The sequence below is a fragment of the Bacteroidota bacterium genome, from assembly GCA_016722565.1.
In the GTDB taxonomy this organism is placed as follows: Bacteria; Bacteroidota; Bacteroidia; order 2-12-FULL-35-15; family 2-12-FULL-35-15; genus 2-12-FULL-35-15.
Genome location: JADKIU010000002.1, coordinates 58,700 through 82,834, shown reverse-complemented (window position 1 = coordinate 82,834; position 24,135 = coordinate 58,700). Strand labels below are relative to the sequence as shown.

Genomic DNA, 24,135 nt, shown 5'->3' with positions numbered 1-24,135 from the left:
AGTGGTGAGTGGTTGCATAGAAAATAAGAAAATAATTTAAAGAATGGTCTATATAGCTTATATCGAGGCTGAAATTATACTTCTGGCTTCCGTCTTTAGTTTATGAAACAACTCCTCCTCCAATTTATAAAAGTTTGGTTTATCGAATGTTTTAGTAAATTTTCCTTTTTCTAAAAAATGAATTTCATCACAAACGGTAAGCAGGGGATCAATAATATGTGAAGACAAAAAAACCGTTTTCCCTTTTTCTTTCAACGTTGTCACAATTAACTCAACAATCTTATTTGTTTCGAGGTCTAACCCATTAAATGGTTCATCCAGCAAAAATATAGGTTTCTCTTGCTTCAAAATTGCCAGTAGTGCTAACTTCTTTTTCATCCCGGTGGAATACGTTTCAACAAGTTCGTCCAAAGGCAATTTAAATAACTCTTGCAATGTACTTAAATCAAAATTTATATTGGTCTGTTTGAATATTTTCAAATATTCATTCCCGGTTATTCTTGAATAGAAAAAATTCACGGTTTCTAAATAGGCAATATCTGAATTAGTAATTCGATTCCCATTAAAACTCAGTTCACCACTACTAACTTTCAAATCAGAAGAAAGTGCATTAAAGAAGGTCGTTTTACCTGCCCCGTTTAAACCAACCACTCCATAAATTTGATTGGGTACAAAATCTATAGTGATGTCATCTAAAACATTTACATTAGAAAAATTCACAGTCAATTTCTTTATACTAATCATTTAAATAATTTTTTAAGTTGTTTTTTGCTTTTGAAAAATAGTCGAATGCCATCAACAATGGAACTGGGAGAAAATAAGGGATTATTGAGCCGACAGAAACCAATGCCAAGATCATATTGTTCATAATCGAATTTTTATTCGGGTAATAATTCGAATATTTTAAGCAAATAGAAAAACACAATAACGCTATCTGAGTTGGGATAAAAAGTAGATTCATAAACCAATTTCCGGTATTAAAGACTGTATTTGTTATTAAAACTGGGGCATACAGCAAAAACAGCATTTTCGAATGTTGAATCATCTTCCGTTTAAGAAATTTCTGGGGGCTCATACTACCTTCTTTTAGTATTTGCAGTGGTTCACATTCTTGGTAAAAAGAGGCTATCGTTACCGTAACAAACCAAAGCAGAAACAAAGGAAAAATCCGAACCCAACAAAAAGCTAAAGCCAAGATATAAATCGGAATCAGATAAAAAAACGATTTCCGGAAACCGCTTATCCATTCAAAATTTGAAGGTGAAATGACTGCCCCTATATTTTTAAAATAGGTTTTCTGCATAAAACGATACCTAAACTGTGGCAGAGCAGCAAGTGAAATAAGTAAGATGGGGTAACACAACCAATTGTTGGAAAGCAAACAAGGAACAGCAAAAGGAAATGTAAAAACCAAATATTCTAAATAAATTTCTTTTCGAGGTTTTTGAATATTATTGTATACAAATGATTTATCTAAACGCTTAAGTTGAAATGATAAACAAAGAACAAAAAGAGCCCCAGTTAAAATATAGGCATCCGGTGTTTTTTGATATGCTTTATATGCTGCAAGCACCAAAAAAAATAGTAATCCGAGTATCAAAAAAATCCCTGGGCCTACATCATTCAATTCTCTTTTCAGCTGTATCAGACGTATTCGAAGTAATTTAGCCATTTTATTAAAACAACATTTTTTCTGCAATATGCATAATTACAGCATTCTAAGAAATAAAAAACGCCCATCCAAAGGGAGAGACGTTTTTTGTTCATTTATATAGTACACTCGGGTATCTTTTTTGAGTGTATTTATTTCATTAACTCTTCAATAATTTTATCTACACTCACACCTTCTGCTTCCGCTTTGTAATTGCGGACGATTCGGTGACGCAAGATGGCAGCCGCTACAGCCTTTACATCCTCAATATCGGGTGAATATTTCCCTTTAATTAATGAATGACATTTTGCACCAATCACCAAAAATTGTGAGGCACGTGGGCCTGCTCCCCAAGACAAATATTTATTAGATACTTCAGCTGCATGTTCAGTATTCGGACGGGTTTTTGAAGCCAATTTTACAGCATATTCCAATACATTATCTGCAACTGGTATACGTCTAACAAGCTCTTGAAAATAAATAATTTCTTCAGCAGACAATACTTTCTTTAATTCCACTTTAAGATTGGACGTTGTGCTTTTAACAACCTGAAACTCATCTTCCAATTTTGGATAATCCAACCATACATTAAACATAAAACGATCGAGCTGTGCTTCAGGTAATGGATATGTTCCTTCTTGCTCAATCGGATTTTGGGTTGCCAACACAAAAAATGGATTTCCCAATTCATAACGTTTACCACCGGTAGTAATACTTCTTTCCTGCATTGCTTCCAAGAGTGCTGCTTGTGTTTTGGGAGGAGTACGGTTAATCTCATCAGCCAATACAATATTTGCAAACATAGGCCCTTTAATGAACTTAAAATTGCGGTCTTCACCCAAAATTTCAGAACCAATAATATCAGAAGGCATCAAGTCGGGGGTGAATTGAATACGGTTATAAGTTAATCCCAATACATCTGCAATGGTATTTACCAATAATGTTTTTGCTAAACCTGGAACACCAATCAACAAGCAATGTCCTTTACTAAAAATAGAAATAAGCACATCCTTTACTACTTCATCTTGACCAATAATAACCTTACTGATTTCAGCATTGAGTGTTTTGTATTTTACTACAAATGCATCTACGGCTTCTACGTCTGATTTATACATTTTTTGAGTTATTGATTTTTTGAATTTTAGAACTAAAAATCTAAAATTCACACATTCAAAAATTAATTTAGTTAATCCATTTATTATTAAATGTACAATTTTTGAAATCATCTGCTAAATGCACATACGTGCTCGCTGATTTTTTCTTTATCCAGGCTTGAATAGCTGCTTGTTGTTTTTTCGACAAAGTAGCATTCTGAATACTTTGATAATCGTCTACCAAATTGGCTTTGTGAGGCAAGGTTCTATTTTTTACATACAAAATACGATATGCCTGCTTTCCGTCACTGGTGGTACTTGCCATCGGTTTCGTAAATTCACCAATTTTCAAATTATCTACTGAAAAAGCGATGGTTTGCTCATATTGTCCTAATTCATCCATTTGAAAACGTGTTGAACCGGTATAAGGGTTAATGATTAATCCACCACTATTTTTACTTTCTTCATCATCAGAATAGCGAGCAGCCATATCTGCAAACGTAGCAGTATCCGCCAACAAACGGGTATAGGTGGTATCCAAAGAAAGCTTTGCACGATATAAATCATTTGCATCTACCGCGGGGGCAATCAATAAACTTCGGGCATCTACCGCTTCACCTCTTCGTTCAATTAGTTGAATAAAAAAGAATCCGTAAACGGTTTCAAACACTTCCGATATTTCGTTGGGCTTAAGTTTAAAAGCCCAAGCATCCCACTCCGGCACAAACTGCCCGCGTTGAATCCTTCATAAACACCACCTTTACTTGCTGAGCCCGGATCCATCGAATACAATGCAGCCATCGCAGCAAAAGTTGCTTCTCCTTTTATTACACGTTGACGTAATCCTTCGATTTTATCTTTCGCTGCTTTTTTTGCTTCCGGAGCAATAGAAGGTTTCTTCACAATCTGTCCAACTTCAATTTCAGCATTTATAAATGGGATAGAATCTTCCGGAATAGATTTAAAATATTCTTTTACTTCATTTGGGGTAACCGACAAACCTTCGGTAATTTTGCTTTGCATTTGTTGTTCCAACAACAATTCACGCACATCGTCTTTTAATTCAATTTTGTAATCTTCAACCGATTTGCCATAAAAAGCAACAAATTTTTCTTCAGAACCGAATTGCTGAATATAATAGCGCATTCTACGCTCCAATTCTTGCTCAACTTGCCCTTCGGACACATCCAAACTATCTTTTTGTGCTTGAGCAAGTAACAGTTTCTGATAAAGCAACTCCTCCATAATTTTGCAACGTGTGTTTTCATCAACTGGCTCTTGAGCAGCTATCAATTGCTGGTATTGTGTCTCTAAATCAGATTGAAGAATGTAGTTATTTCCAACCACTGCAACAATACGGTCAATTACTTTTTCTTGCGCATTTACGCCCAACATGCATAGTAAAAAGCATCCTGCAAGCAATAATTTAATTCTTGAGTTTATCATTCGAATAGATTTCTATTTTATTGGTGTTGGCAGCATCGTTGTAAACATCTTCAATCATCTTGTTAATCAACTGCAACTTCCGTTTGTTTAATATAATATTTTTAATGTTCTCCTTTTCAAATCCAAGAGGAGATAAACTATTTCTGATTTTAAACCCTTTTATATTTACAAAGTAATGATTCAAGGAATCACTTACTTCCACAAAGCGATTGTTTTGTAAAAATAACTCTTTATTATAGGTTTGAATAGGAATTTCTTTTAACAAATCGTCAAACAATAACCATGACGAATCATCCAGGTAAAAGTTACTGGCAAATTGATGACAATAACTGGCTAATTGCTCCCGATCGCTAGCGACATCTGATTTGTACATTCGTTTTAATTTATCAATTCCTGGCGCTTTTTTATCCACTTTTACATATACCACTTTAATAATGTTATCCTTTAACTCAAAATCAGCTTGATTATTATTGTAATATTCTTCTATTTCTGAATCAGAAACGATGGTATCCAACTTTTGCTTTACCAATTCTTTTTCGTAGGTGTAAGTAATTAGTGAATTGCGGTAGTTACGAAGTTGTTTTTCCACATTTTTCTGTTCATCTCCCAAATTGCTTTCTGCTTTTTGAGTAACCAAGGTTTCACGAATCCAGTTATCAATGTATTTCGTGATAAGTTCGGTGCTGTCTTTGGCAGGAGTTCCAGAAGGAACAATGTCTTGAATTTCGTCCAAATACAAATAATCCTCATTGGCGCGGGCAACGGCTACTCTGTTCTGCTCCTGTTTGGGTGAACGATCACATGCAAACAGAAGGGAGAGCATTAGAAAATATGTAAGGCGTTGTATCACTTTTATAATTAATCGTATTGGTTTCAAACGGCTCGACCATTGTGGAAATGAAATCCAAAGGTGGATCGTGCCTTTCTGATAAATAAAAAAGTTTATGGCGCTTTTAACACCATAAACTTTTAAATGCTGTTTTTTTAATTACTTAATTGTAGAAAGAACGGCCTTATCAATCGATACAGGATATTTTGCTTTTAAAGAAGCAATCCATTCTTTTTCTAAATAATTTTGATAATCTGCAGTTACCATTCCTTTTGAATCGTTATACGATTTAGGCTCCGGCTTCAACAATTTAGAGGTAACAACAATAACTGTTTTTTTATCTTTTTCAGATTTCATGTCAGCAGATGTTCCTGGGTTCCAGTTTTTATCCACGAATTCATTTTCTCCTTTATTGAAAACACGTGTTTCGGTTTGAAGGTTCAATTGAGAATCTTTGTTGATGGCTGCTATAATTTCCTTTTCTGTTTTCTTCTTTTTCATCAACCCTCTTACTTTTGCCGCTATTTTATCATCCGTACAACTATAAACAGTTGCTTCAGCACGCTCATCCCACATGTAATTGGTCTTATTCTTTTCGTAAAATGCTTTTGAACCAACAGTATCTTTTACTGCTTTGCTCCATACTTTTTGATCCGTTAATTCAAACAATAAAATACCATCGCGGTACTCTTGCATCAATGCTTTAAACTCCGGATATTTTTGATCCAAACGAGCTTCTTCATAAGCAACAGCCGACTCTTCAACAAACTGTTTATACAACTGATTAATTACAACAGAAATATCTGTCTTAGCACGTTTGCTTTGGTGCGAAGAAATGTAATTTGCAAAATCAACTTGTGTGTAAACTTTATCATTAAAATTAAACATTGGTTTCTTTAACGCGATAGCCTTAGCTGCATCCCACTTTCCTTCAAAGAAAGTTGTATCTACTACTTTTACAAACTCATCTGCCATTTTTGGAGTTTCTTTGAATTTGTATTCAGCTTTTACTTTTGCTATTAAAGACGCACGACCAACTTGTGAACGAGAGTCTTTGGTTACTTTCGCTTTCAAATCATTTTTCATATCGTCAAAAGAAGCTAAACCTCTTTTATCTAATTGTTTTACGATATGCCATCCGTATTTAGTGCGCATTGGAGCACTAAACTCCCCCTTATTTGCAATTCCGAAAGCAGTTTTCTCAAACTCTAATGGCATTTTTCCAGTTCCAAACCAAGGCAATTCTCCACCTTTTTTAGCGGTTGATTTATCATCCGAAAATTCTGTTGCCAATTCTTCGAACTTTGAACCCGCTTTTAACTTATTATAGATTTCGGTAATTTTTGTGTACGCATTTAACGAGTCTTCTTTATTCATGTTCGGTGTTGTTTTCACCATGATGTGCGCAGCCAATACCTCTCCTTGCGCTTTTCTTCTTTCTGTTACCTTGATGATGTGATAACCGTAACGTGTGCGAACAGGCATTGATATATCACCAACTTTTGTTTTATAGGCAGCCGTTTCAAAAGGATATACCATTTGCAAAGAAGTGAAGTAACCTAAATCACCACCATTATCCTTTGCTGAAGGATCATCCGAGATTCCTTTTTCAGCAGCCACTTTATTAAAATCTTCGCCTTTTAAGATACGGGCACGAATTTTCATAATTTTATTGTAGGCTTCCAAAGTATCTTTTGGCAATGCACTTTCGTTCACTTTTACAAGAATATGCGATGCATGCACATCTTCTTGCATACGTTCGTAAGTTTCTCTTAGTAATTTTTCGTTTACGTCTTTATCTGTTAAATAGGGTTGCGCCAATTGCTTGCGATATCCTGCTAATTCTTCTTTAAATGATTTTGCAGTGTCCAACCCCAAATCTTCCGCTTCCTTCACTTTCAATTTAAAATTGACAAATAAATCCACATAATCATTAAGTGATTTAGCATCTGCAACGCCTTCTTTACTGTTATTCTTATGGAATACGCTTTCGAATTCAGAAACTGTTACTTTGGTTGTACCTATTGTCATTAAAACAGGTTCACTTTTTGCAACAACAGGAGTCGGCTCAGGTTTCCCTGCAGGCTTCTTATTTTGTGCAACAGCATTCATTGTAATCAGTGCCAACGGCAACATCAACGTTCTTGAAAAAACACTCATATTCATAGTTTTAACGGTTTTTTTATTTAGGGTAACAAATGTAGTTATTTATGCGATGTATCAAAAAAAAAGAAGGTTTAAAATTTAGTAATTGCAGTGTTAAAATTTGTTAAGCATTTGTCGCTTAAAACCTTATCCTTCTAACAGCTTCACGTTTTAATATAAAAGATTGATTTCCAAACAAACACAGCTCATATCGAGAAAATCCGATTTATCAGCAACCATAAGGAGTTTTGTACGTGAAACAGTTGACTTATTGGATTCCAATAAGTATATTTGAAAACGATAATACTAAAACTATGAAAATACGTTCTACCCTACTAATCTTAACGCTTACTTTGGGTTCCATCTGTACCAGTTTGGCTCAAGGTACATGGGCGCCCCTGACCAGCGGAACCACCACCACTTTACTTGGTGTTTCTGCCCCCAGCTCATCCTTATGTTTTGTATGTGGTGCCACAGGTACTATTCGAAAAACAACCAATGCCGGTGTTTCTTGGCTGCCACTTTCCAGTGGAACTGGTCAAAACCTCCATTCTATTCAGTTTTTAGATGTATTAACCGGCTTTGTGGTAGGTGATAACGGAACAGCACTCAAAACAACAAATGGTGGAACCACCTGGAGTGCAATGACAACGGGAACATCTCTCGCTTTGCGATTTGTTTACTTTTTGGATGCTAGCAACGGCTACATCAGCGGAGCAAGTGGATTGATTTTAAAAACAACAAATGGTGGTGCGACTTGGACCACCACCACCACCCCTACTTCGGTGCAAATCAACTCTATTTATTTCACCACGCCTTCAATCGGATATGCATCCGGAAATGGTGGCGTCCTATTAAAGACAACAACAGCCGGTAGTACATGGAGCACCCTAACAAGTGGTGTTGCAGCAAATTTGGGTATTTTACAATTCACCTCCGCAACGGATGCTGTTGTTGGTGGCGATGGTGGTGTTATTCGAAAAACCATCAGCTCCGGAACCTCTTGGGGGACTATTGCCAGCGGTACAACTGATAACTTAACCGGAATGGATTTTTATGATGCTAATAATGGATTTATGGTAGGTGGCAATATTCCTTTAAATACCGGTATCATCTTGCGTACAGTGGATGCCGGAAATACGTGGACAAGCTTTTACCAGGTTCTTCTCGCCTAACAAAAACCGATTTTTACGATGAAAATCTGGGGTATGCTGTTGGACTTGATGGAACCATCTTACAATATACCGTTCCGTTGCCTCCAGCAACAGCCGATGCTTCATTTGCAATATCTACTCCCAGCTGCATGGGCCAAACACAAAATTTTTACAGCGTGATGTATGGTACTCCGGGGGTTACACATTCGTGGAACTTTGGAACAGGTGCTGCACCTGCCACCTCTAACCTCTACAATCCTTCTGGAATCTTATATGCTACTGCCGGAGCAAAAGTGATTACACATATTGCAACGACAGCTTTAGGTTCTGATACAGTAACGATGGTGCTTACTGTAAATCCACAACCTATTGCAAACTTTTCTTCCACAGATCCAGTTTGTCCGGGTGTGGGTGTAGACTTTAGCAACACAGGAACTAGCGGTATTGGGGTTACCTACAACTGGGACTTTGGAGGCGGTAGTCCGAACACCTCTTCCATTCAAAACCCAACTGGCATTATTTATTCCAATGGAGGAGCAAAAACAGTGACCTTCACGGTTATTAATCAATACGGTTGCACAACCACCAATACGCAAACAATAAACATTGATACATTACCAGCTGTAAATGCAGGGATTGATTCAACCATTTGTTTCAATACATCAATCATTCTTGGTGATACAGCATTTGCAGGTTTAACATACAGTTGGACACCTTCCTCTTCGTTGAGCAATGGCTCTATTTCCAACCCCGTTGCAAGTCCGGTTACTACTACCACCAATTATATTTTAACAGTAACCAATAGCACAACAGGCTGTTCAAATAAAGATACGGTAACCATTACCATGCTTTCGCCCTTAATGGCAAATGCAGGAAGCGATTTAGAAATTTGCAAAAACGATAGCGCACAATTAGGAACAGGGTCGATAGTGGGGCAAATATATACATGGAGTCCTACTTTGACATTGAATGATTCAACCATTTCCAATCCGATGTCTACTCCTACTGCAACCACAACTTATACATTAACTGTTTCCGGAAACGGATGTGGAACCGTTACAGATGAAGTAACCATTACCGTTAATGCCGTTCCTATTGTTAGTGCAGGAATGGATGACACAACCGCTGTTGGAGAAGCAATACAATTAAATGCTACTGGTGGAATCTCATACGTATGGTCTCCGGCTGCTACATTAAACAATCCGGGAATCTATAATCCAATTGCAAGCCCAGATGTTACAACCACTTATACGGTTGTGATTACTGATTTAAACGGATGCAAAACTTCAGATGCTGTAAAAATTACCGTTGTAGAGCCTGCATTTTGGGTACCAACGGCCTTTTCGCCTGACGACAATGGCATCAGTGACGTATTTTATGTTCGCGGAGAAGGAATAACAGACTTTGAATTTTCTGTATACAATCGCTGGGGAGAGCGTATCTTTTTTACAAAAGATATGTTAACCGGTTGGGATGGAACACGTCAATCAAACGGTGACAAACTACCTGAAGGCGCATATATTTATCAAATACGAGGAACACTGTCTGATGGTAAAGTGATTGATTCAAAAGGCATGATCAATTTGATTCGCTAAAAAAACTACTGATATCTAAACTACAGAACATGAAGAAAATACTTATTCTACTCTCAGCAATTTTATTGGTTTTAATCAATAATAAATCGATTGCACAAGATGCACGTTTTGCCCAATCGTATGCAAACCCGTTACGCATTAATCCTGCAATGATGGGTACCAGCAGAGATATTAAATTTGGATTAAATTATCGCAGTCAATGGTCAGCCATCGAAAAAGGTTATAAAACCTTTTCGTTTACTGCGATGTATCCGATTATTTTAAAAAATCAAAATGGGAAATTTGATATTGGCTTAACGGCTATGAATGATAAAGCAGGGGCTTTTAGTACTTCTGATTTTGCATTAGCCGTAGATTACAGCAAAGAAATTTCGCCCAACAATAATTTATGTTTGTCTTTAATGGGTGGTTATGTGCAACAATCCGTTGACATCGCAAAACTCACTTTTGATAGTCAGTATTTAGCAGGGTCATTCAATGCTGCCAACCCCACCAACGAGTCTTCAGTAAATAGTTCTGTAACACACCCGGATTTGGGCTTTGGTTTTTTATGGTTCTTCAATCCAAATCGGTCTGAGTCCAAAGTGAATGCCTATTTGGGTTTATCCGGCTATCATTTAAATCAACCAAACCAAAGTTTGGTTGGTGGTCAAGGTCGCTTACCAATGCGGTTTTCCTACCAAGCAGGATTAAAAATATTCGGACAAAACAAAGTGGATTTAAGTCCGGCTGTTCGTGTAAACAACCAAAATGGGAATATTGAACCAGCAGCAGGTTTGTATATCAACTATCATTTCAACGAACAATTTGATTTTGTGATTGGTGGATGGTATCGTGTGCACGATGCGAATGCAATTGTGATTGGTTTTGAGCATGCCAATTTCACTTTTGGCTATAGCTACGACATGATTAACTCAGGCTTGAATGATGCCAAAAACAGTGTAAAAGCACACGAATTAACACTGTCTATAAAAATATCAAGAGGACCAAAAGGCAAAATCAATACGGATGAAATTGAAAAGGAAATTTTGAAGGATACAAAAGTTTATTCAAATCCTATTATGTCGTTTTAATGAAATTCATCAGCTTAAAAAAGAAAAGGAATCCAACCGGATTCCTTTTCTTTTTTAAGCTTAACAATAAATAATTATCTGCTATAATTTGGAGCTTCTCGGGTAATCGAAACACCATGCGGGTGACTTTCACGAATTCCGGAGTTGGTAATACGAATGAACTTTGCCTTTTGAAGCTCAGTAATCGTTTTAGCACCGCAATATCCCATACCAGCGCGCAAGCCACCAACAAATTGATACACCACTTCAGCTAGACTGCCTTTAACAGGAACACGACCGGAAATTCCTTCTGGAACTAATTTTTTAATATCATCTTCCGCATCTTGGAAATAGCGGTCTTTTGAGCCCATTTGCATTGCTTCAATGGAACCCATTCCACGATAAGATTTAAATTTACGCCCTTCAAAAATGATGGTTTCTCCAGGTGACTCTTCCACACCTGCAAACATAGAACCCATCATCACACAGCTTGCACCTGCAGCCAAAGCTTTTACAATATCACCAGTAAAACGAATTCCTCCATCTGCAATCAATGGCACACCTTTCCCTTTTAGCGCTTTCGCCACTTCCATTACAGCCGTTAATTGAGGAACACCAACCCCAGCAATGATGCGAGTTGTACAAATAGAACCCGGACCGATACCAACTTTAACGGCATCAGCACCTGCAGCCACTAAAGCCAAAGCAGCTTCAGCAGTTGCAACATTTCCAACAACCACTTGCAAGGCAGGAAATGCTTTCTTAATTTTTTTCAATGAATCCACCACACCTTTGGAATGTCCGTGAGCTGTATCCAACACAACCGCATCAACACCAGATTTCACTAAGGCATCCACTCGTTCAACAGCATCGGCAGTAACACCAATTGCAGCTGCAACACGAAGTCGGCCTAAACTATCTTTATTTGCATTGGGATGAACTTTTACTTTAATAATATCACGATAGGTAATGAGTCCAACCAGCTTTCCATTTTTATCAACTACCGGTAATTTTTCAATTTTATGATGTTGAAGAATTTGTTCCGCTTTCTTCAAATCAGTTCCCACTTTAGCAACCACCATATTTTTGCTGGTCATTACTTCTTTCACAGGACGTTTATGGTTTTTTTCGAAACGCAAATCACGATTAGTGACAATTCCAATCAAATCTCTTTTATCGTTTACAACAGGAATACCACCAATTTTATTTTCCCTCATCAGATTAAGGGCATCTTTCACAGTTGCCGTTTCCAATAAAGTAACCGGATCCATAATCATACCGCTTTCAGAACGTTTTACTTTACGAACTTGATCGGCCTGATCAGCAATACTCATATTCTTATGCAACACACCGATGCCACCTTCTTGAGCAATAGCAATTGCCAATTGGTACTCCGTAACTGTATCCATAGCTGCGGATACAATGGGTGTATTGAGTTTAATTTTTTTTGTAAAAAAGGAAGCTGTGTTTACTTCACGAGGAAGTACTTCGGAATAAGCAGGTACTAAGAGTACATCATCGTAAGTTAAGCCTTCACCTACAAATTTGCTTGAATCTAATGGCATATGAATTTTAATATTTGAACCGGCCTGACGGTAGACGGGTTTTATTAGCTATGGTTAAAATTCCCGCAAAGATACATTTTTTTTCGTTACCAAAAGCCTATAAAGAGATTTATAGAAACTTCACTCCTATTACCAGCATGTCATCCACTTGCTCCAAAGGGCCTTTCCATTGTTCAAAAATCCTGTCAAGTATTTCTTTTTGACTGCTGAATGTTTCGTTTTGAATCCCAAGAATGGTTTCCTGCATTTTTTGTATTTAAACTTTTTCCCGGCATCACCACCGAACTGATCAGCAAAACCATCGGTGAAGAGATAGGCCACATCTCCCGCTTTATAATCCACAGAATGGTTGGTAAAAGGCAATCCTCGACCCTGAAAATAACCAATCGGTCGTTTGTCGCCTTTTATCTGAACTAATTTCTTTTCGCCATTATCTGTTGTATAAATCCAAAGCGGATTATTGGCACCGGCAAACTCCAAGGAATTCGTTTGAGTATCAAACGCTACAAGTGCGATATCCATTCCATCCTTGTTCTCCCCTTGATTCGAAGATTGCTTTAATGTACTAATCACCAAATGTCTTAATTCACTTAAAATCAAGCCGGGGTTCGTAATGCCTCGTTTATTTACAATTTCATTTAAAAATGCATTTCCAATCATACTCATCAATGCCCCCGGAACGCCATGCCCCGTGCAATCCACTGCAGCAATAATTTTTTTACCCTCTTTTTCAGCATACCAATAGAAATCACCACTTACTATATCTCTTGGCTTGAATAAAATAAAAGATTCAGGGAAAATCGTTGTTCGGTTTTCGATGGAAGGCAAGATTGCATCCTGAATGCGTTTTGCATAATTGATACTGTCAATTATATCCTTGTTTTTTTCTTGAATGATTTGTTCATCATGCTTTCGTTGTGTAATATTTGTATCAACAATGATTAATCGCTGTAACTCATTTTTTCATTAAACACAGGTGTCAACATGGATTGTTCCCAAATTAACTCACCGGTAAGATTGCTATTCTTTGATTCATAGACAACTGATTTCTTGTCTGCAATTGCTTTATTAACATATTCACGAATACGAGGATTGTTACTCACTTCAAATATGGTTTCTCCTTTTTTAAGTTTCAACGCATCAATTGAAATTCCATTTAATCGTTCAAAACTTTCATTTGCCCATTCAATCTTTCCATTTGCATCCATGATAATCACAATATTATCGGTGGAACGTGCCACCAAAGATAACTTTTCAAGTTCCAGATTCAATCGCTGTTTAATGCGGTTTCTGTTATAAATCAGAAGTGTAATAACCAACAATGAAAGAATGCCAACTATTGCTGAAATAATAAAAACGCGCTGCTTTTCAAGCGCAAGGTTATTGATGTCCTGTTCATTTTTAAGCAATTCTATTTCTTTTTCTTTCGCATCTGTTTCAAATTTTGTCTGCATTTCTGCAAACGCATTTCTACTATCTGAATTATGAATGGTATCTTTTAATTCGGATTGCAGCCCGCGGTATTTATAAGCATTTACATAATCTTTTAAATTGGCATAATTTTCCGCAAGCAGTCCGTAATTGTCCATCAATTCGTAAGTCATGCCCATGCTTTTAGCAACGGAAGTTGCCTTAAGGAGATATTCTTGCGCTAATGCATGTTGATTCATTGTTGAGTAAACCGTTCCAAACCCCTGAAAACAATACGCCAACCCAAAGCTATCGGGATGAATTTGTAAGATCTCATAGGATTGATTAAAATAATCCAATGCTTCTTTGGACTTTTTCTGATTCATCAATACAATACCGATATTGTTATAGGTCCCAGCCAAACCTTCATCCGGCTTCTCCTTTTCTATTTCCACACATTTATTGTAATAGGTCAATGCATCGTCATAATTTCCTGTTTCAGAATAACAAACTCCTAAATTCTTATACGCAGAAACGAGTCCATCTTTATCATTTGCCTTTGCGTAAGGGACTACAGCTTGTTTTAATATATCTGTTGCTTTCGGAATATGCTTTTTGACGCATATACACAATTGCCATATTCGTATAATCATTCGCCATCCATAATTCATTTCCGGTTTCTTCATTCAATTTAGCCGACTGAATATAATATGTTAGCGCTTTATCGTAATTACTCAAATAGAGATACATGTTTGCAATTCCATGAAATGCATCCGCCATCGAAACTTTATCCTTGATTTTTTCGGAAACTTCATAATAGTCTTTGTAATATTTTAGTGCTAAACGATAATCACTTTTAAATTTTTGGTAGATACGGGCCTTTGCTCGATATGCATTTCCAAGATGTTGTTGTTCAAAATAATTATCTGAATTTATTTTTTGAGAAAGCGCAATTGCACGATCAACATTCACCAGCGCGCTATCAAAATTAGATGCCTTGTAGTAAATTTTCGTTACATATATGAATGCTTTTACTCGAACAGAGTCTTCTCCAGACGATTTAATAAGCCGACTCATTGAATCTAACTGCGAAAGCTCTTGTGCAAATAGATTTGCAATCGATAGAATAAAAACACTTATAACTAAATATTTCTTCATTAACCAAATATAGTAAAATCGAATAAACTCAATAAAAAAACAAAAACCTTCCATTATTTACATGAAAGGTTTTTGCTATAAAATTCGTTATTCGTTATTACTTCACAATCGTCACGGTTCCTATATATGCATGCTTTTTATCAAAGATATCAGTCAATCGAACTTTCCAAACATATACATCTTGCTGAGCAACTTCTTTTCCTCCGTTTGCTCTTCCGTCCCACTTATCATACAAATAGCTTCCATGGAAAATTTCATTTCCCCATCGATCAAAAATCCAAATATCATAATCGACAATTCCAACACCATCGCCAAAGAAATAATCATTTACACCATCACCATTCGGTGTAACACAATTTGGAATGTAGAATGTAAACTCCGGCCCCACCTCAACAGGATGCACCACTGTGTCATAACAACCATCCGCATTCATTACAATCAAGGTAACGTTATAGGAAGCAGGATTAGTTGTTGGGAAGGTATGTGTTGGACTAGAAACCAATGGAGATAATGTTGCTCCGTCACCAAAATCCCAAAACCAATTCACCACATCAGATGAGGATTGATTGTTCATTGTAATGTTTCCATCAAAAATACTTGCAGGATTTGGACTTGGAGAAAATTCAGCAGTAGGATTTTGAAAAACAATCACAAAATTATTAATGGTTAAAGTCGAGCTACATCCATTTGAAGAAGTAACAGTAAGTGTTACGTTATATGATCCTGTAGCAGGATAACAATGCGATGGATTTTGCAAGGTGCTTGTATTCGCAGGGTTTGCTGGATCTCCAAAATCCCATAACCAAGAGACAATTACACCTCCACCAACAATTGTTGACAGATCAGTAAATGTTGTACAAAGTGGAGGGCATCCATTTGGATTGGTTACAGAAAAAGCAACAACAGGAGAAGGATTAAATGTAAGTGTCACATTGGAGGATGCAAACGGACAAACACTCGAACCGGTTGATGTTAATGTCAATGTAACAGAACCACCAACAGTATCGGCAGCACTAGGAGTATATGTAGCATTTAGGGTTGAAGCATTTGGAGAAAACGTTCCCGTGCCACCACTCCAAATTCCTCCGGTAGCTGATCCACCAACTGAACCGGCAAGTGTAACACTAGATCCAAAACAAAGGGATTGTGGAGATCCGGCATTTGCTGTTTGAACAGGATCAACACTCACAATCACCACATCAGTTGAAGTACAGCCTGAAGCGGTATTGGTGGTTGTAACGGTATAGGTTGTTGTTGAAACAGTCGGTCCCGGATTTATCAAAGTAACAATTGGATTTGAAATGGTTGCGTTACTCAAACCTGTTGCAGGTGTCCAAACGTAAGTATCACCAGCCGTTCCGGCAAATCCTAAATTTCCTGGAGTAGCTGTACAAATTAAAATATCCGGACCGGCATTTGAAACCGGAGCAGGACTAATTGTTACCGTTGCGACAGCAGTTGAAGTGCAGGTTAAGGATGTTCCGGTAACAGTATATGTTGTGGTAACAGCGGGCGATGCAGTAGCTGTATTCACTCCGGTGGAAGTTGCACCGGCTGACCAAGTATAACTAGTTGCCCCACCAGCAGTTAAGTTTGCTATTGCTCCTGCACATATAGATGGTGAATTAACGGTAGTAATCGGCAGCGGATTAACAGTAACGGTTGCCACTGCTGTACCACTGCATGAGCCTGTTGATCCTGTAACCGTATAGGTTGTTGTTGCAGCAGGTGAAGCATCAGCCGTATTTACTCCAGTAGATGTTGCTCCTGCTGTCCACACATAGGTTGTTCCACCGGTAGCTGTTAAATTAGCTGTTTGTCCTGCACAAATAGTTGGAGAATTGACATTGACGACAATAGTGCCACCATTCGAAACAGTTGCCACTGCTGTGCTTGAACAGGAACCTGTTGTTCCTGTAACTGTATAGGAAGTGGTTGTGGCAGGCGTTGCATATGCAGTTCCAACACCTGTTACCGTTACACCAGGAGACCACACATAAGACGTTGCACCGGTTGCTGTAAGAAAAGCAGTATCACCTGGACAAATAGAAGGGGAATTCACCACCACCACCGGTAAAGGATTTACGGTAACAATTCCATGTGCAGTATCTGTACATCCGTTTAAATCAGTATAAGTCACCACGTATGTTGTGGTTGCAGGTGGAGTAACGGTAATAGAAGAAGTTGTTCCACCAACGGGAGACCAAGAGAAACCGCCACCTGCAACAGTAGGTGTTGCTGATATTGTTGCAGCAGTTCCAGCACAAACAGTTTGCGAGGTAGACGTCACAGACGCGGGAGGATACACAGAAACTGGATAGGTCAATAATGTTGTACACAGTGGTCCTGCAACCGATGTTATGGTACAAGTGTAAGTAGTATTAGTTGCCGGAGAAACGGTAATCGACTGAGTGGTTTGTCCACCCGGAGCCCATGAATAAGCGGCAGCACCTGCAGGAGCAGTAAGTGTTGTAGAAGCACCAGGGCAAACGAAATTAGGACCAGTGATGGCCATTGGAGAACATTGCACATCGATATAAGCATAAGAAAAATGTGCACCGAGTGAACAATCTCCAACCGAAAATTTAATTGTTGCACATGAACCGATATAAGGTGTTAAGTCTACAGCCACTGGAGTCCAAGGACGATAATAAACATCTGTATACCCAGGTGCAAGAAAGAATCCAGGGATTCCGGGGCCTCCCACAACTAAATATTGTCCACAAACAATTGGATTTCCGGCACAATCGAATACTTCAATTTTGAAAAAAGGTTGTTGTTCGGTAGTATGTGCAGTGGCACCATTTGCATCTTGAATAACAACCGCATATTGATAGGTCAACAAAGCGTTGGCTGCTGTTACATTAAATGTTTGCTGCAAGGTTGCGCCACCATAACCTGAGGTAACACCATCTCCAAGCATTGCAGAATTAGGTCCTAAACCGGGAGCAACAACAGGAAATCCGCCAATAGGGTCTACACCTGCACCTGCTGTAATGCTATGTTGTGGTGCTGCTATTGCATAAGTAATCGGATTATAAGTAGGTGTTGGCGCACCAGGAGCACCGTCATGGATGGAATATCCATAGGTGCCCGACCAACCAGTAAAACTTCCAGCATCAAATCCCATATTGGTACAAGATGGTTGCGTTGGTGGTGTAACTACATAATTCACATTTATGTTATAATCAAAACAAGGACAATACCCCGGATAACAATCGATTAAAATGTAATAACATTGTCCGGCTGTAACAGTTGCCGTTACACCAACTTCAGGGGTACCTTGACTTGTTGTTCCGCTCACACAGGAGCCCACATCGGGGCAACCTTGCCAAACTGAAAGTGCAGGAAACTGAAATGGTTGCAAAGGATCATAACAATACAATGTCATATTTGTAAGCGCGATATTGATTGTTCCCGTTGTAGGAGCGCAAAAATAATAGAGCCAGTCAGCACCTTGTATGTTTAGCATATCCATGCAGGATGCACCAACTAAATTATAGTCGTTGGTAGTTGTTGCAGCACATGTTGTACCGGAAGCACTTGAAAAGGGGATTGTAATCGGACTGGCCATTGCGTTGGCACAGGTGTTTCCTCCTTGTGACCACCCAATAAATGGTAATGATAAGAGAGAGAGGATAAGAGAGATTTTTTTCATGATCTTAATGTTGGGGGAAAAATTTCATGATTTATTTTTTTGATTTCGAAGTGGCTTTAGCAGTTGGAGCTACGATAAGCTCTTCTCTTTTTATTCCGTTTGAAACTGGGAGAATTTCACGGGGAGGTGCTTTGACTTCAGAAGAACAGTCGGCAGGCTTTATTGATGCTGCCGGAATTTTATGCACCACTTTTTTGACTTTCACTGTGTCTTGAGAGAATGCTGAAGAGCAACACAGAAATGCAAAAACGATAAAAGAATTAATTTTTAGATTCATTAGTTTAAAATTTGTTTTACAAATTCATCTATTTTCACTTAAGAGGAAGAGAAAATACATCGCTAATATAGATACAATTATTCGCAAATAGTTGCATCAACAATCTAATTATTAACCTTTTATCGTTAATAGAGGAGATTTAAATCTCCAAAACCTTATTTAACAAGTGTTACAGTACCGATGTAATTGTGTTTTTTATTAAACACATCTGTTAATCGAACTTTCCACACGTATACATCCTGCTGAGCAACATCGGCACCGCCATTTGCTCTACCATCCCACATATCATTTAAATGTTTTCCGTGAAAAATTTCATTTCCCCAACGATCAAAAATAAAGATATCGTAATCAATAATTCCAATTCCCTGACCAAAGAAATAATCATTTACACCATCTCCATTCGGAGTAAACGCATTAGGAATAAAGAAGGTGAATTCTGGTCCGATTTCAACAACATGTTGAACAGTATCCAAACAACCATATACATTCGAAACATACAATGTAGCCAAATAACTACTAGATGCTACATCCGGATATGAATGAACAGGGCTCGGTGTTGAATAGCCAATTGAATCGCCATCTCCAAAATAATACAACCATGAGTTGACATCGGATGAAGAACCGTTTACTAAAGTAACGATTGGATCCAGGATAGATGCAGGATTTGGTGTAGGAGTAAATTCTGCAATTGGTTTAGGGAACACATGAATATATGCCGGCATTGTAAGGGTTGAAGAACAACCATTATTAGATGTTGCAGTTAAAGAAACATCATACCAGCCTTCGCCAATTTCATAACAATTTGCAGGGTTCTGAGTTAAATCAGGAGCACCGCCTTCACCAAAGTTCCAAGTCCAACTAACAACGGTTCCTCCGGCAACAGTAGATAAGTCATTAAATTGTACACAATGAGTTGGACAACCATCAGGATCATTTACAGTAAAACTCACCACAGGATTCGGGAAGAATGTAAAGGTGACATTGGATGAAGCAAATGTACATGGTCCGGTCGGATCATTTGTTGTTAATGTTAATGTAACTGTACCTGAGGCAAATTCAGCTGCAGTTGGTGTATACACTGCATTTAAAGTGGTATTGTTTGGAGAGAAACTTCCAGCTCCACCACTCCATGTTCCACCGGTTGCAGAACCGCCAATTGCACCGGCAAGTGTGATTCCATTTCCTTCACAAACACTTTGCGGAGAACCGGCATTTGCTGTTGCAACAGCATCTACGGTTACCACCACAACATCCGTGGAAGTACAACCAGTTGTAGCGTTTGTAGTCGTAACTGTGTATGAACTTATAATTGCAGGGCCACCGGCATTGATTAAGGTAACAGTTGGATCAGCAATTGTAGCATTACTCAATCCGGTTGCTGGTGACCAAGAATACGTATCTCCTGCAGTTGCCACAGCACCTAAGTTTCCAACACCACCTGTACAAATAATGATGTCCGGTCCGGCATTAGAAATCGGTGGAGGATTAAAAGCAACAGTAACCGGTGCGATATCAGTACATCCGCCTGCAGTTGTTGATTGAATATAATAGGTTCCTGCAGTCCCAACAGCCGTTGGAGTAGCCAAAGCAATCGTTGCAGCAGCATCCGACCAATACGTTAATGTTCCACCACCTGAACTTCCTGCTGTTACAGCAGGAGCAGTAATATCAAATGTTCCAGGCGAACATATATTTGCAGGGTTCGTAATAACCAATACTGGTAATGGGTCCACAGTAACGGTTGCAATAGCGGAGCCTGTGCAACCACCTGTTGTAGCAGTAACCGTGTAAGATGTTGTAACAGCAGGGCTAACAGTTAAAGGGTTTAAAGTAGACCCCGTATCCCAAGAATATGTAGTTCCACCGGTTGCAGTTAAAGTTGCTGTTCCTCCAGCACAAATGGTCGGTGAATTTACTGTTGGAGCTAATGACCCACCAATAGTAACAGTTGCCACAGCAGAAGAAGTACATCCCAATGTTGTACCAGTAACGGTATACGTTGTAGTAACTGCAGGTGTAACTGAAATCGGGTTAATGACAGCACCTGTGCTCCATACATACGATGTAGCACCTGCTGCTGTTAGTGTTGCAGATGTGGTTGGGCAAATAGATGGCGAATTAACTGTTGTAATAGGATTTGCATTGACAACAACCGTTGCAGTTGCAGAGCCACCGCAAGCACCTGTTACTGTGTAGGTAACTGTATTGTTTCCAATTGTAGCAGCTGCAGGGTCGAAAGCACCGGTAGCAGCATTTGTAATTCCAGTACCACTCCATGTACCTCCAACTGGAGTACCTACTAAGTTAACAACAGGAGCTGTTGCGCAAAACGGACCAGCAGGAGTAATTACAGGTGGTGCTCCAGGATTAACAGTAACATTTTGAGTAATCACAGCATTACAAGGGCCGTTTGAAATTGTTAAGGTTACAGGATAGGTACCTGCAGCCGGGAAAGTATAAGAAGGATTTTGAGTTAAATCATCTGCAACTCCATCACCATTAAAATCCCACGACCAACTGGTAATTGTGCCACCAGGAGTTGAACTATCCGTAAATACGGTTGGTAGACCGGCACACACAGTTGTATTCGTAAAGTTCGCAACGGGGTTTGTAGGACTAGAACCAACAGTAATTGTTAGTGTAGTTGTGCAGGAAGCACCCGCAGCAGAGGTAATTACACATTGATAAGTTCCGGCAGCATTTACAACAGCCGTTGATCCGGTTGTTGAGCCTACAATTCCGGTTGTACCACCTGCGGTATTTGTCCAAGCATAGCCAGCTGCACCAGCAGGAGCAGTAAGCGTTACAGTTCCTCCACCACAGATGGAAGGTGATGACGCTAAAATTGCCAATGGATCACAATCTCCATCAATATAAGCATATCCATAGTGACCACCTTGCGCACAATCTGAAGAAGTAAATTGAACAGTAACACATTGACCAATATAAGCACTTAATGGAACTACTACTGTTGTCCAGTTTCGGTACCAAATTGTACTACCGGGTGAAGTTTCGGTAAAACCAACAAGAGGAGTTTTGCCATTACCATGTATTCACCACACATAATTAATGCACCGGAACCATCTCGCAAGTGAACATTAAAATATGGGCGTTCAGGATCTGAATGTCCGGAAACCGGATCTTGCAAAACACAAGCATAGCGATAGGTAAAGTTTGCATTGGCTGCAGATACTGTAAACGAAATGCTCGCTCGAGAAGCATAACCTCCGGTAACGGGCCCATCCCCTAACATCAATGTGCTGCTGCCACCACCGGGAGGAACGACAGGTAGAATTGTTCCACCAACAGCCGGATCAAAACCTCCAACAGTTTGAATAATGTGTTGTGATGAACTAAATCCTGCTACGATGGAACAAGGGTCACTTGTTGAACTGGCGCAAGCTGTTCCTGTATAATAATCCCAAAAACCGGTACCCGCCTCAAATCCAGGATTTGTACATGGAGAACCACAATTTGCAGGGGTAGGAAAAACGCCTATACTAGGTGCTCGTTGATTATGAGCTTCTACAATTTGATCTCTTCTCTTTTTAAAGTCATAAAAATAAATTTGATATTGTGGTTGCAAACCTGCGTAATAGCTGTTGATTTCAGCAGAAGTAGAAATCTCTCCTTTTCCTACTTTGTATATAAGTACTTCTTTGTCTTTTTTTAATTTCACTTTGATATAATCCATGAAATACTCGGTATCATAGAAATTACCATCATTGGTAAACAAGGTATAATTGATAAAACTCTGAACATCCACTTTTTCGGAAAGCAAATTGGTTTTATTCAAATAAGAGGTCCAATCTTTATCCGAAATCCCATAAGGATTGGAAACGGCCATTCCGCCTGCAAGAGAATTTTGAGAAACAGCTGCGCTACTTACAGCCAAAACCAATGCTAAGAAAAGCATCCGTAGATTTCTAAAAAAGTATTTTGTAGTCATTTAGAGAGATTTTGTAGTTTTTGTTTGACGAATTTACCTAAGAATGAGGCGAATAAAAAATATTTCGGCCGTTTTTTTAGCCTTAATGATTTTCAAAAACTTAGACGAATTTGTTGTTTTTGTCGATAGTAATACCAAAAGCAACTGTCTAAGTCTCAAGAAAGAGACTAAATTGATACAAAAGGTTGCATTTTAGTCTAAAAGCTACTAACAATCAAGCAAATAGGAGGCAAAAAAAGGCTCGAAATGAGACCTTATTAAGCCCAGGAGATGTCTTTTTTTAGAAATTGGAGGGTTTTTGACTCTAAACTATCTTTCTTGGGTGAAAAATCGTATTCCCAACCGGCAGTTTTGGGCAAACTCATTAAAATAGATTCAACACGGCCATTGCTTTCCAGTCCGAATTTGGTGCCCAAATCATAGACCAAATTAAATTCCACGTATCGTCCTCTTCGCAGCAGCTGCCATTGTTTATTCTCTTCGGTAAATGGTAGATTTTTATTTTTATTCATCAATTTTGTGTAGGTCGGGGCAAACGTGTTTCCAATTTCCTTCACAAAATCAAAAAGCTGTTCTTTTGAAATATCATCGTTAGCGGTAAGTCGGTCAAAAAAGATACCTCCCACTCCACGTGTTTCATCTCTGTGTTTAATAAAAAAATAATCGTCTGCCCATTTTTTGAAATCAGGATAATAATGAGGTTGATGTTTGTCGCAGGATTGTTTTAAAGCCTGGTGAAAAAAAGTAGCATCCTCCTCCACAACATAATGGGGGGTTAAATCAATTCCTCCACCAAACCACCAAACACCGTTATCCATTTCGAAATAGCGAACATTCATATGAATAATTGGAACCATTGGATTATTGGGATGGATAACAATGGAAACTCCCGTTGCATAAAAAGTAGTTGCAGGTTTTGTTACGTCTCGTTTCAAAAAATCAGGTAAGGGACCATGAACGGCAGAATATAAAACGCCCCCTTTTTCAATTACATTTCCATTTTGAATGATTCGGGTTCTTCCTCCTCCACCTTCAGCACGCACCCATTTATCTTCTTTAAAAGTTGATTGACCATCTTCTTGCTCCAATGCATTGCAAATGGCATCCTGCAATTGCATAAACCATTCAGAAATCTGTTCTTTATTCGGCACC

19 protein-coding genes are annotated in these 24,135 nt (G+C 38.6%); 3 read left to right on the top strand and 16 right to left on the bottom strand.

Annotated elements, in window-relative coordinates:
* Positions 1 to 57: 57 nt before the first annotated feature.
* From IPP64_05655 to IPP64_05625, 7 genes are all read right to left on the bottom strand, one after another.
* Complete coding sequence (locus IPP64_05655; GenBank protein MBL0328901.1) at positions 58 to 744, bottom strand: ATP-binding cassette domain-containing protein; 687 nt, start codon at positions 742 to 744, stop codon at positions 58 to 60.
* A complete protein-coding gene (locus IPP64_05650) occupies positions 737 to 1,672 on the bottom strand; it encodes a hypothetical protein (GenBank protein MBL0328900.1) in 936 nt (311 codons plus the stop codon). Before IPP64_05650 ends, IPP64_05655 begins: the two co-directional genes overlap by 8 nt.
* Before the next feature lie 131 nt (positions 1,673 to 1,803).
* Positions 1,804 to 2,766 carry an AAA family ATPase gene (locus IPP64_05645; protein ID MBL0328899.1) on the bottom strand — a complete coding sequence of 321 codons (963 nt, stop codon included), beginning with the start codon at positions 2,764 to 2,766 and terminating at the stop codon, positions 1,804 to 1,806.
* 67 nt (positions 2,767 to 2,833) lie between these two features.
* On the bottom strand, positions 2,834 to 3,415 hold the full coding sequence (locus tag IPP64_05640) for a peptidylprolyl isomerase (GenBank protein ID MBL0328898.1): 582 nt from the start codon (positions 3,413 to 3,415) through the stop codon (positions 2,834 to 2,836).
* On the bottom strand, positions 3,376 to 4,191 hold the full coding sequence (locus IPP64_05635) for a SurA N-terminal domain-containing protein (GenBank protein MBL0328897.1): 816 nt from the start codon (positions 4,189 to 4,191) through the stop codon (positions 3,376 to 3,378). Before IPP64_05635 ends, IPP64_05640 begins: the two co-directional genes overlap by 40 nt.
* The gene (locus IPP64_05630) at positions 4,172 to 5,014 is read right to left on the bottom strand and encodes a peptidyl-prolyl cis-trans isomerase (GenBank protein MBL0328896.1); all 843 of its coding nucleotides are present in this window, start codon (positions 5,012 to 5,014) and stop codon (positions 4,172 to 4,174) included. The genes IPP64_05635 and IPP64_05630 overlap by 20 nt, the downstream gene beginning before the upstream one ends.
* A gap of 165 nt (positions 5,015 to 5,179) precedes the next feature.
* On the bottom strand, positions 5,180 to 7,180 hold the full coding sequence (locus IPP64_05625; GenBank protein MBL0328895.1) for a peptidylprolyl isomerase: 2,001 nt from the start codon (positions 7,178 to 7,180) through the stop codon (positions 5,180 to 5,182).
* Positions 7,181 to 7,479: 299 nt separating this feature from the next.
* Here IPP64_05625 and IPP64_05620 point away from each other — a divergent pair, with 299 nt between their 5' ends.
* The 3 genes from IPP64_05620 to IPP64_05610 are packed head-to-tail and all read left to right on the top strand — an operon-like array spanning position 7,480 to position 10,987.
* A complete protein-coding gene (locus tag IPP64_05620) occupies positions 7,480 to 8,340 on the top strand; it encodes a hypothetical protein (protein ID MBL0328894.1) in 861 nt (286 codons plus the stop codon).
* Positions 8,307 to 9,914 (top strand): gliding motility-associated C-terminal domain-containing protein, encoded by a 1,608-nt coding sequence (locus IPP64_05615; GenBank protein MBL0328893.1) that lies wholly within the window; start codon positions 8,307 to 8,309, stop codon positions 9,912 to 9,914. The genes IPP64_05620 and IPP64_05615 overlap by 34 nt, the downstream gene beginning before the upstream one ends.
* Before the next feature lie 29 nt (positions 9,915 to 9,943).
* The gene (locus IPP64_05610) at positions 9,944 to 10,987 is read left to right on the top strand and encodes a PorP/SprF family type IX secretion system membrane protein (GenBank protein MBL0328892.1); all 1,044 of its coding nucleotides are present in this window, start codon (positions 9,944 to 9,946) and stop codon (positions 10,985 to 10,987) included.
* A 74-nt stretch (positions 10,988 to 11,061) separates the two neighbouring features.
* Here the strand turns inward: IPP64_05610 and guaB are convergent, their stop codons facing one another.
* The 9 genes from guaB to hemF form a co-directional block, all read right to left on the bottom strand.
* Entirely contained in the window at positions 11,062 to 12,531 is a 1,470-nt protein-coding gene (gene guaB, locus IPP64_05605; GenBank protein ID MBL0328891.1) for an IMP dehydrogenase, read from the bottom strand.
* Positions 12,532 to 12,660: 129 nt separating this feature from the next.
* Positions 12,661 to 13,359 (bottom strand): SpoIIE family protein phosphatase, encoded by a 699-nt coding sequence (locus tag IPP64_05600; GenBank protein ID MBL0328890.1) that lies wholly within the window; start codon positions 13,357 to 13,359, stop codon positions 12,661 to 12,663.
* A gap of 113 nt (positions 13,360 to 13,472) precedes the next feature.
* Positions 13,473 to 14,594, bottom strand: a complete 1,122-nt coding sequence (locus tag IPP64_05595) for a tetratricopeptide repeat protein (protein ID MBL0328889.1) — start codon at positions 14,592 to 14,594, stop codon at positions 13,473 to 13,475.
* The gene (locus IPP64_05590; protein ID MBL0328888.1) at positions 14,491 to 15,099 is read right to left on the bottom strand and encodes a tetratricopeptide repeat protein; all 609 of its coding nucleotides are present in this window, start codon (positions 15,097 to 15,099) and stop codon (positions 14,491 to 14,493) included. The genes IPP64_05595 and IPP64_05590 overlap by 104 nt, the downstream gene beginning before the upstream one ends.
* Before the next feature lie 97 nt (positions 15,100 to 15,196).
* Positions 15,197 to 18,757 (bottom strand): PKD domain-containing protein, encoded by a 3,561-nt coding sequence (locus IPP64_05585; GenBank protein MBL0328887.1) that lies wholly within the window; start codon positions 18,755 to 18,757, stop codon positions 15,197 to 15,199.
* A 31-nt stretch (positions 18,758 to 18,788) separates the two neighbouring features.
* Positions 18,789 to 19,034, bottom strand: a complete 246-nt coding sequence (locus tag IPP64_05580; GenBank protein MBL0328886.1) for a hypothetical protein — start codon at positions 19,032 to 19,034, stop codon at positions 18,789 to 18,791.
* Between the two features lie 155 nt (positions 19,035 to 19,189).
* A complete protein-coding gene (locus IPP64_05575; protein MBL0328885.1) occupies positions 19,190 to 21,886 on the bottom strand; it encodes a gliding motility-associated C-terminal domain-containing protein in 2,697 nt (898 codons plus the stop codon).
* A gap of 113 nt (positions 21,887 to 21,999) precedes the next feature.
* A complete protein-coding gene (locus IPP64_05570; GenBank protein ID MBL0328884.1) occupies positions 22,000 to 22,983 on the bottom strand; it encodes a hypothetical protein in 984 nt (327 codons plus the stop codon).
* 257 nt (positions 22,984 to 23,240) lie between these two features.
* Positions 23,241 to 24,134 carry an oxygen-dependent coproporphyrinogen oxidase gene (hemF, locus tag IPP64_05565; protein MBL0328883.1) on the bottom strand — a complete coding sequence of 298 codons (894 nt, stop codon included), beginning with the start codon at positions 24,132 to 24,134 and terminating at the stop codon, positions 23,241 to 23,243.
* Position 24,135 lies beyond the last annotated feature (1 nt).

What these genes read in the sequence shown, in the direction of transcription:
- IPP64_05585 (MBL0328887.1), bottom strand. Translation starts at nt 18,757, where the DNA reads ATGAAAAAAATCTCTCTTATCCTCTCTCTCTTATCATTACCATTTATT.
- IPP64_05580 (MBL0328886.1), bottom strand. Translation starts at nt 19,034, where the DNA reads ATGAATCTAAAAATTAATTCTTTTATCGTTTTTGCATTTCTGTGTTGC.
- IPP64_05620 (MBL0328894.1), top strand. Translation starts at nt 7,480, where the DNA reads ATGAAAATACGTTCTACCCTACTAATCTTAACGCTTACTTTGGGTTCC.
- IPP64_05610 (MBL0328892.1), top strand. Translation starts at nt 9,944, where the DNA reads ATGAAGAAAATACTTATTCTACTCTCAGCAATTTTATTGGTTTTAATC.
- IPP64_05595 (MBL0328889.1), bottom strand. Translation starts at nt 14,594, where the DNA reads ATGATTATACGAATATGGCAATTGTGTATATGCGTCAAAAAGCATATT.
- IPP64_05635 (MBL0328897.1), bottom strand. Translation starts at nt 4,191, where the DNA reads ATGATAAACTCAAGAATTAAATTATTGCTTGCAGGATGCTTTTTACTA.
- IPP64_05625 (MBL0328895.1), bottom strand. Translation starts at nt 7,180, where the DNA reads ATGAGTGTTTTTTCAAGAACGTTGATGTTGCCGTTGGCACTGATTACA.
- IPP64_05570 (MBL0328884.1), bottom strand. Translation starts at nt 22,983, where the DNA reads ATGACTACAAAATACTTTTTTAGAAATCTACGGATGCTTTTCTTAGCA.
- IPP64_05630 (MBL0328896.1), bottom strand. Translation starts at nt 5,014, where the DNA reads ATGCTCTCCCTTCTGTTTGCATGTGATCGTTCACCCAAACAGGAGCAG.
- IPP64_05590 (MBL0328888.1), bottom strand. Translation starts at nt 15,099, where the DNA reads ATGAAGAAATATTTAGTTATAAGTGTTTTTATTCTATCGATTGCAAAT.
- IPP64_05645 (MBL0328899.1), bottom strand. Translation starts at nt 2,766, where the DNA reads ATGTATAAATCAGACGTAGAAGCCGTAGATGCATTTGTAGTAAAATAC.
- IPP64_05655 (MBL0328901.1), bottom strand. Translation starts at nt 744, where the DNA reads ATGATTAGTATAAAGAAATTGACTGTGAATTTTTCTAATGTAAATGTT.
- IPP64_05650 (MBL0328900.1), bottom strand. Translation starts at nt 1,672, where the DNA reads ATGGCTAAATTACTTCGAATACGTCTGATACAGCTGAAAAGAGAATTG.
- guaB (MBL0328891.1), bottom strand. Translation starts at nt 12,531, where the DNA reads ATGCCATTAGATTCAAGCAAATTTGTAGGTGAAGGCTTAACTTACGAT.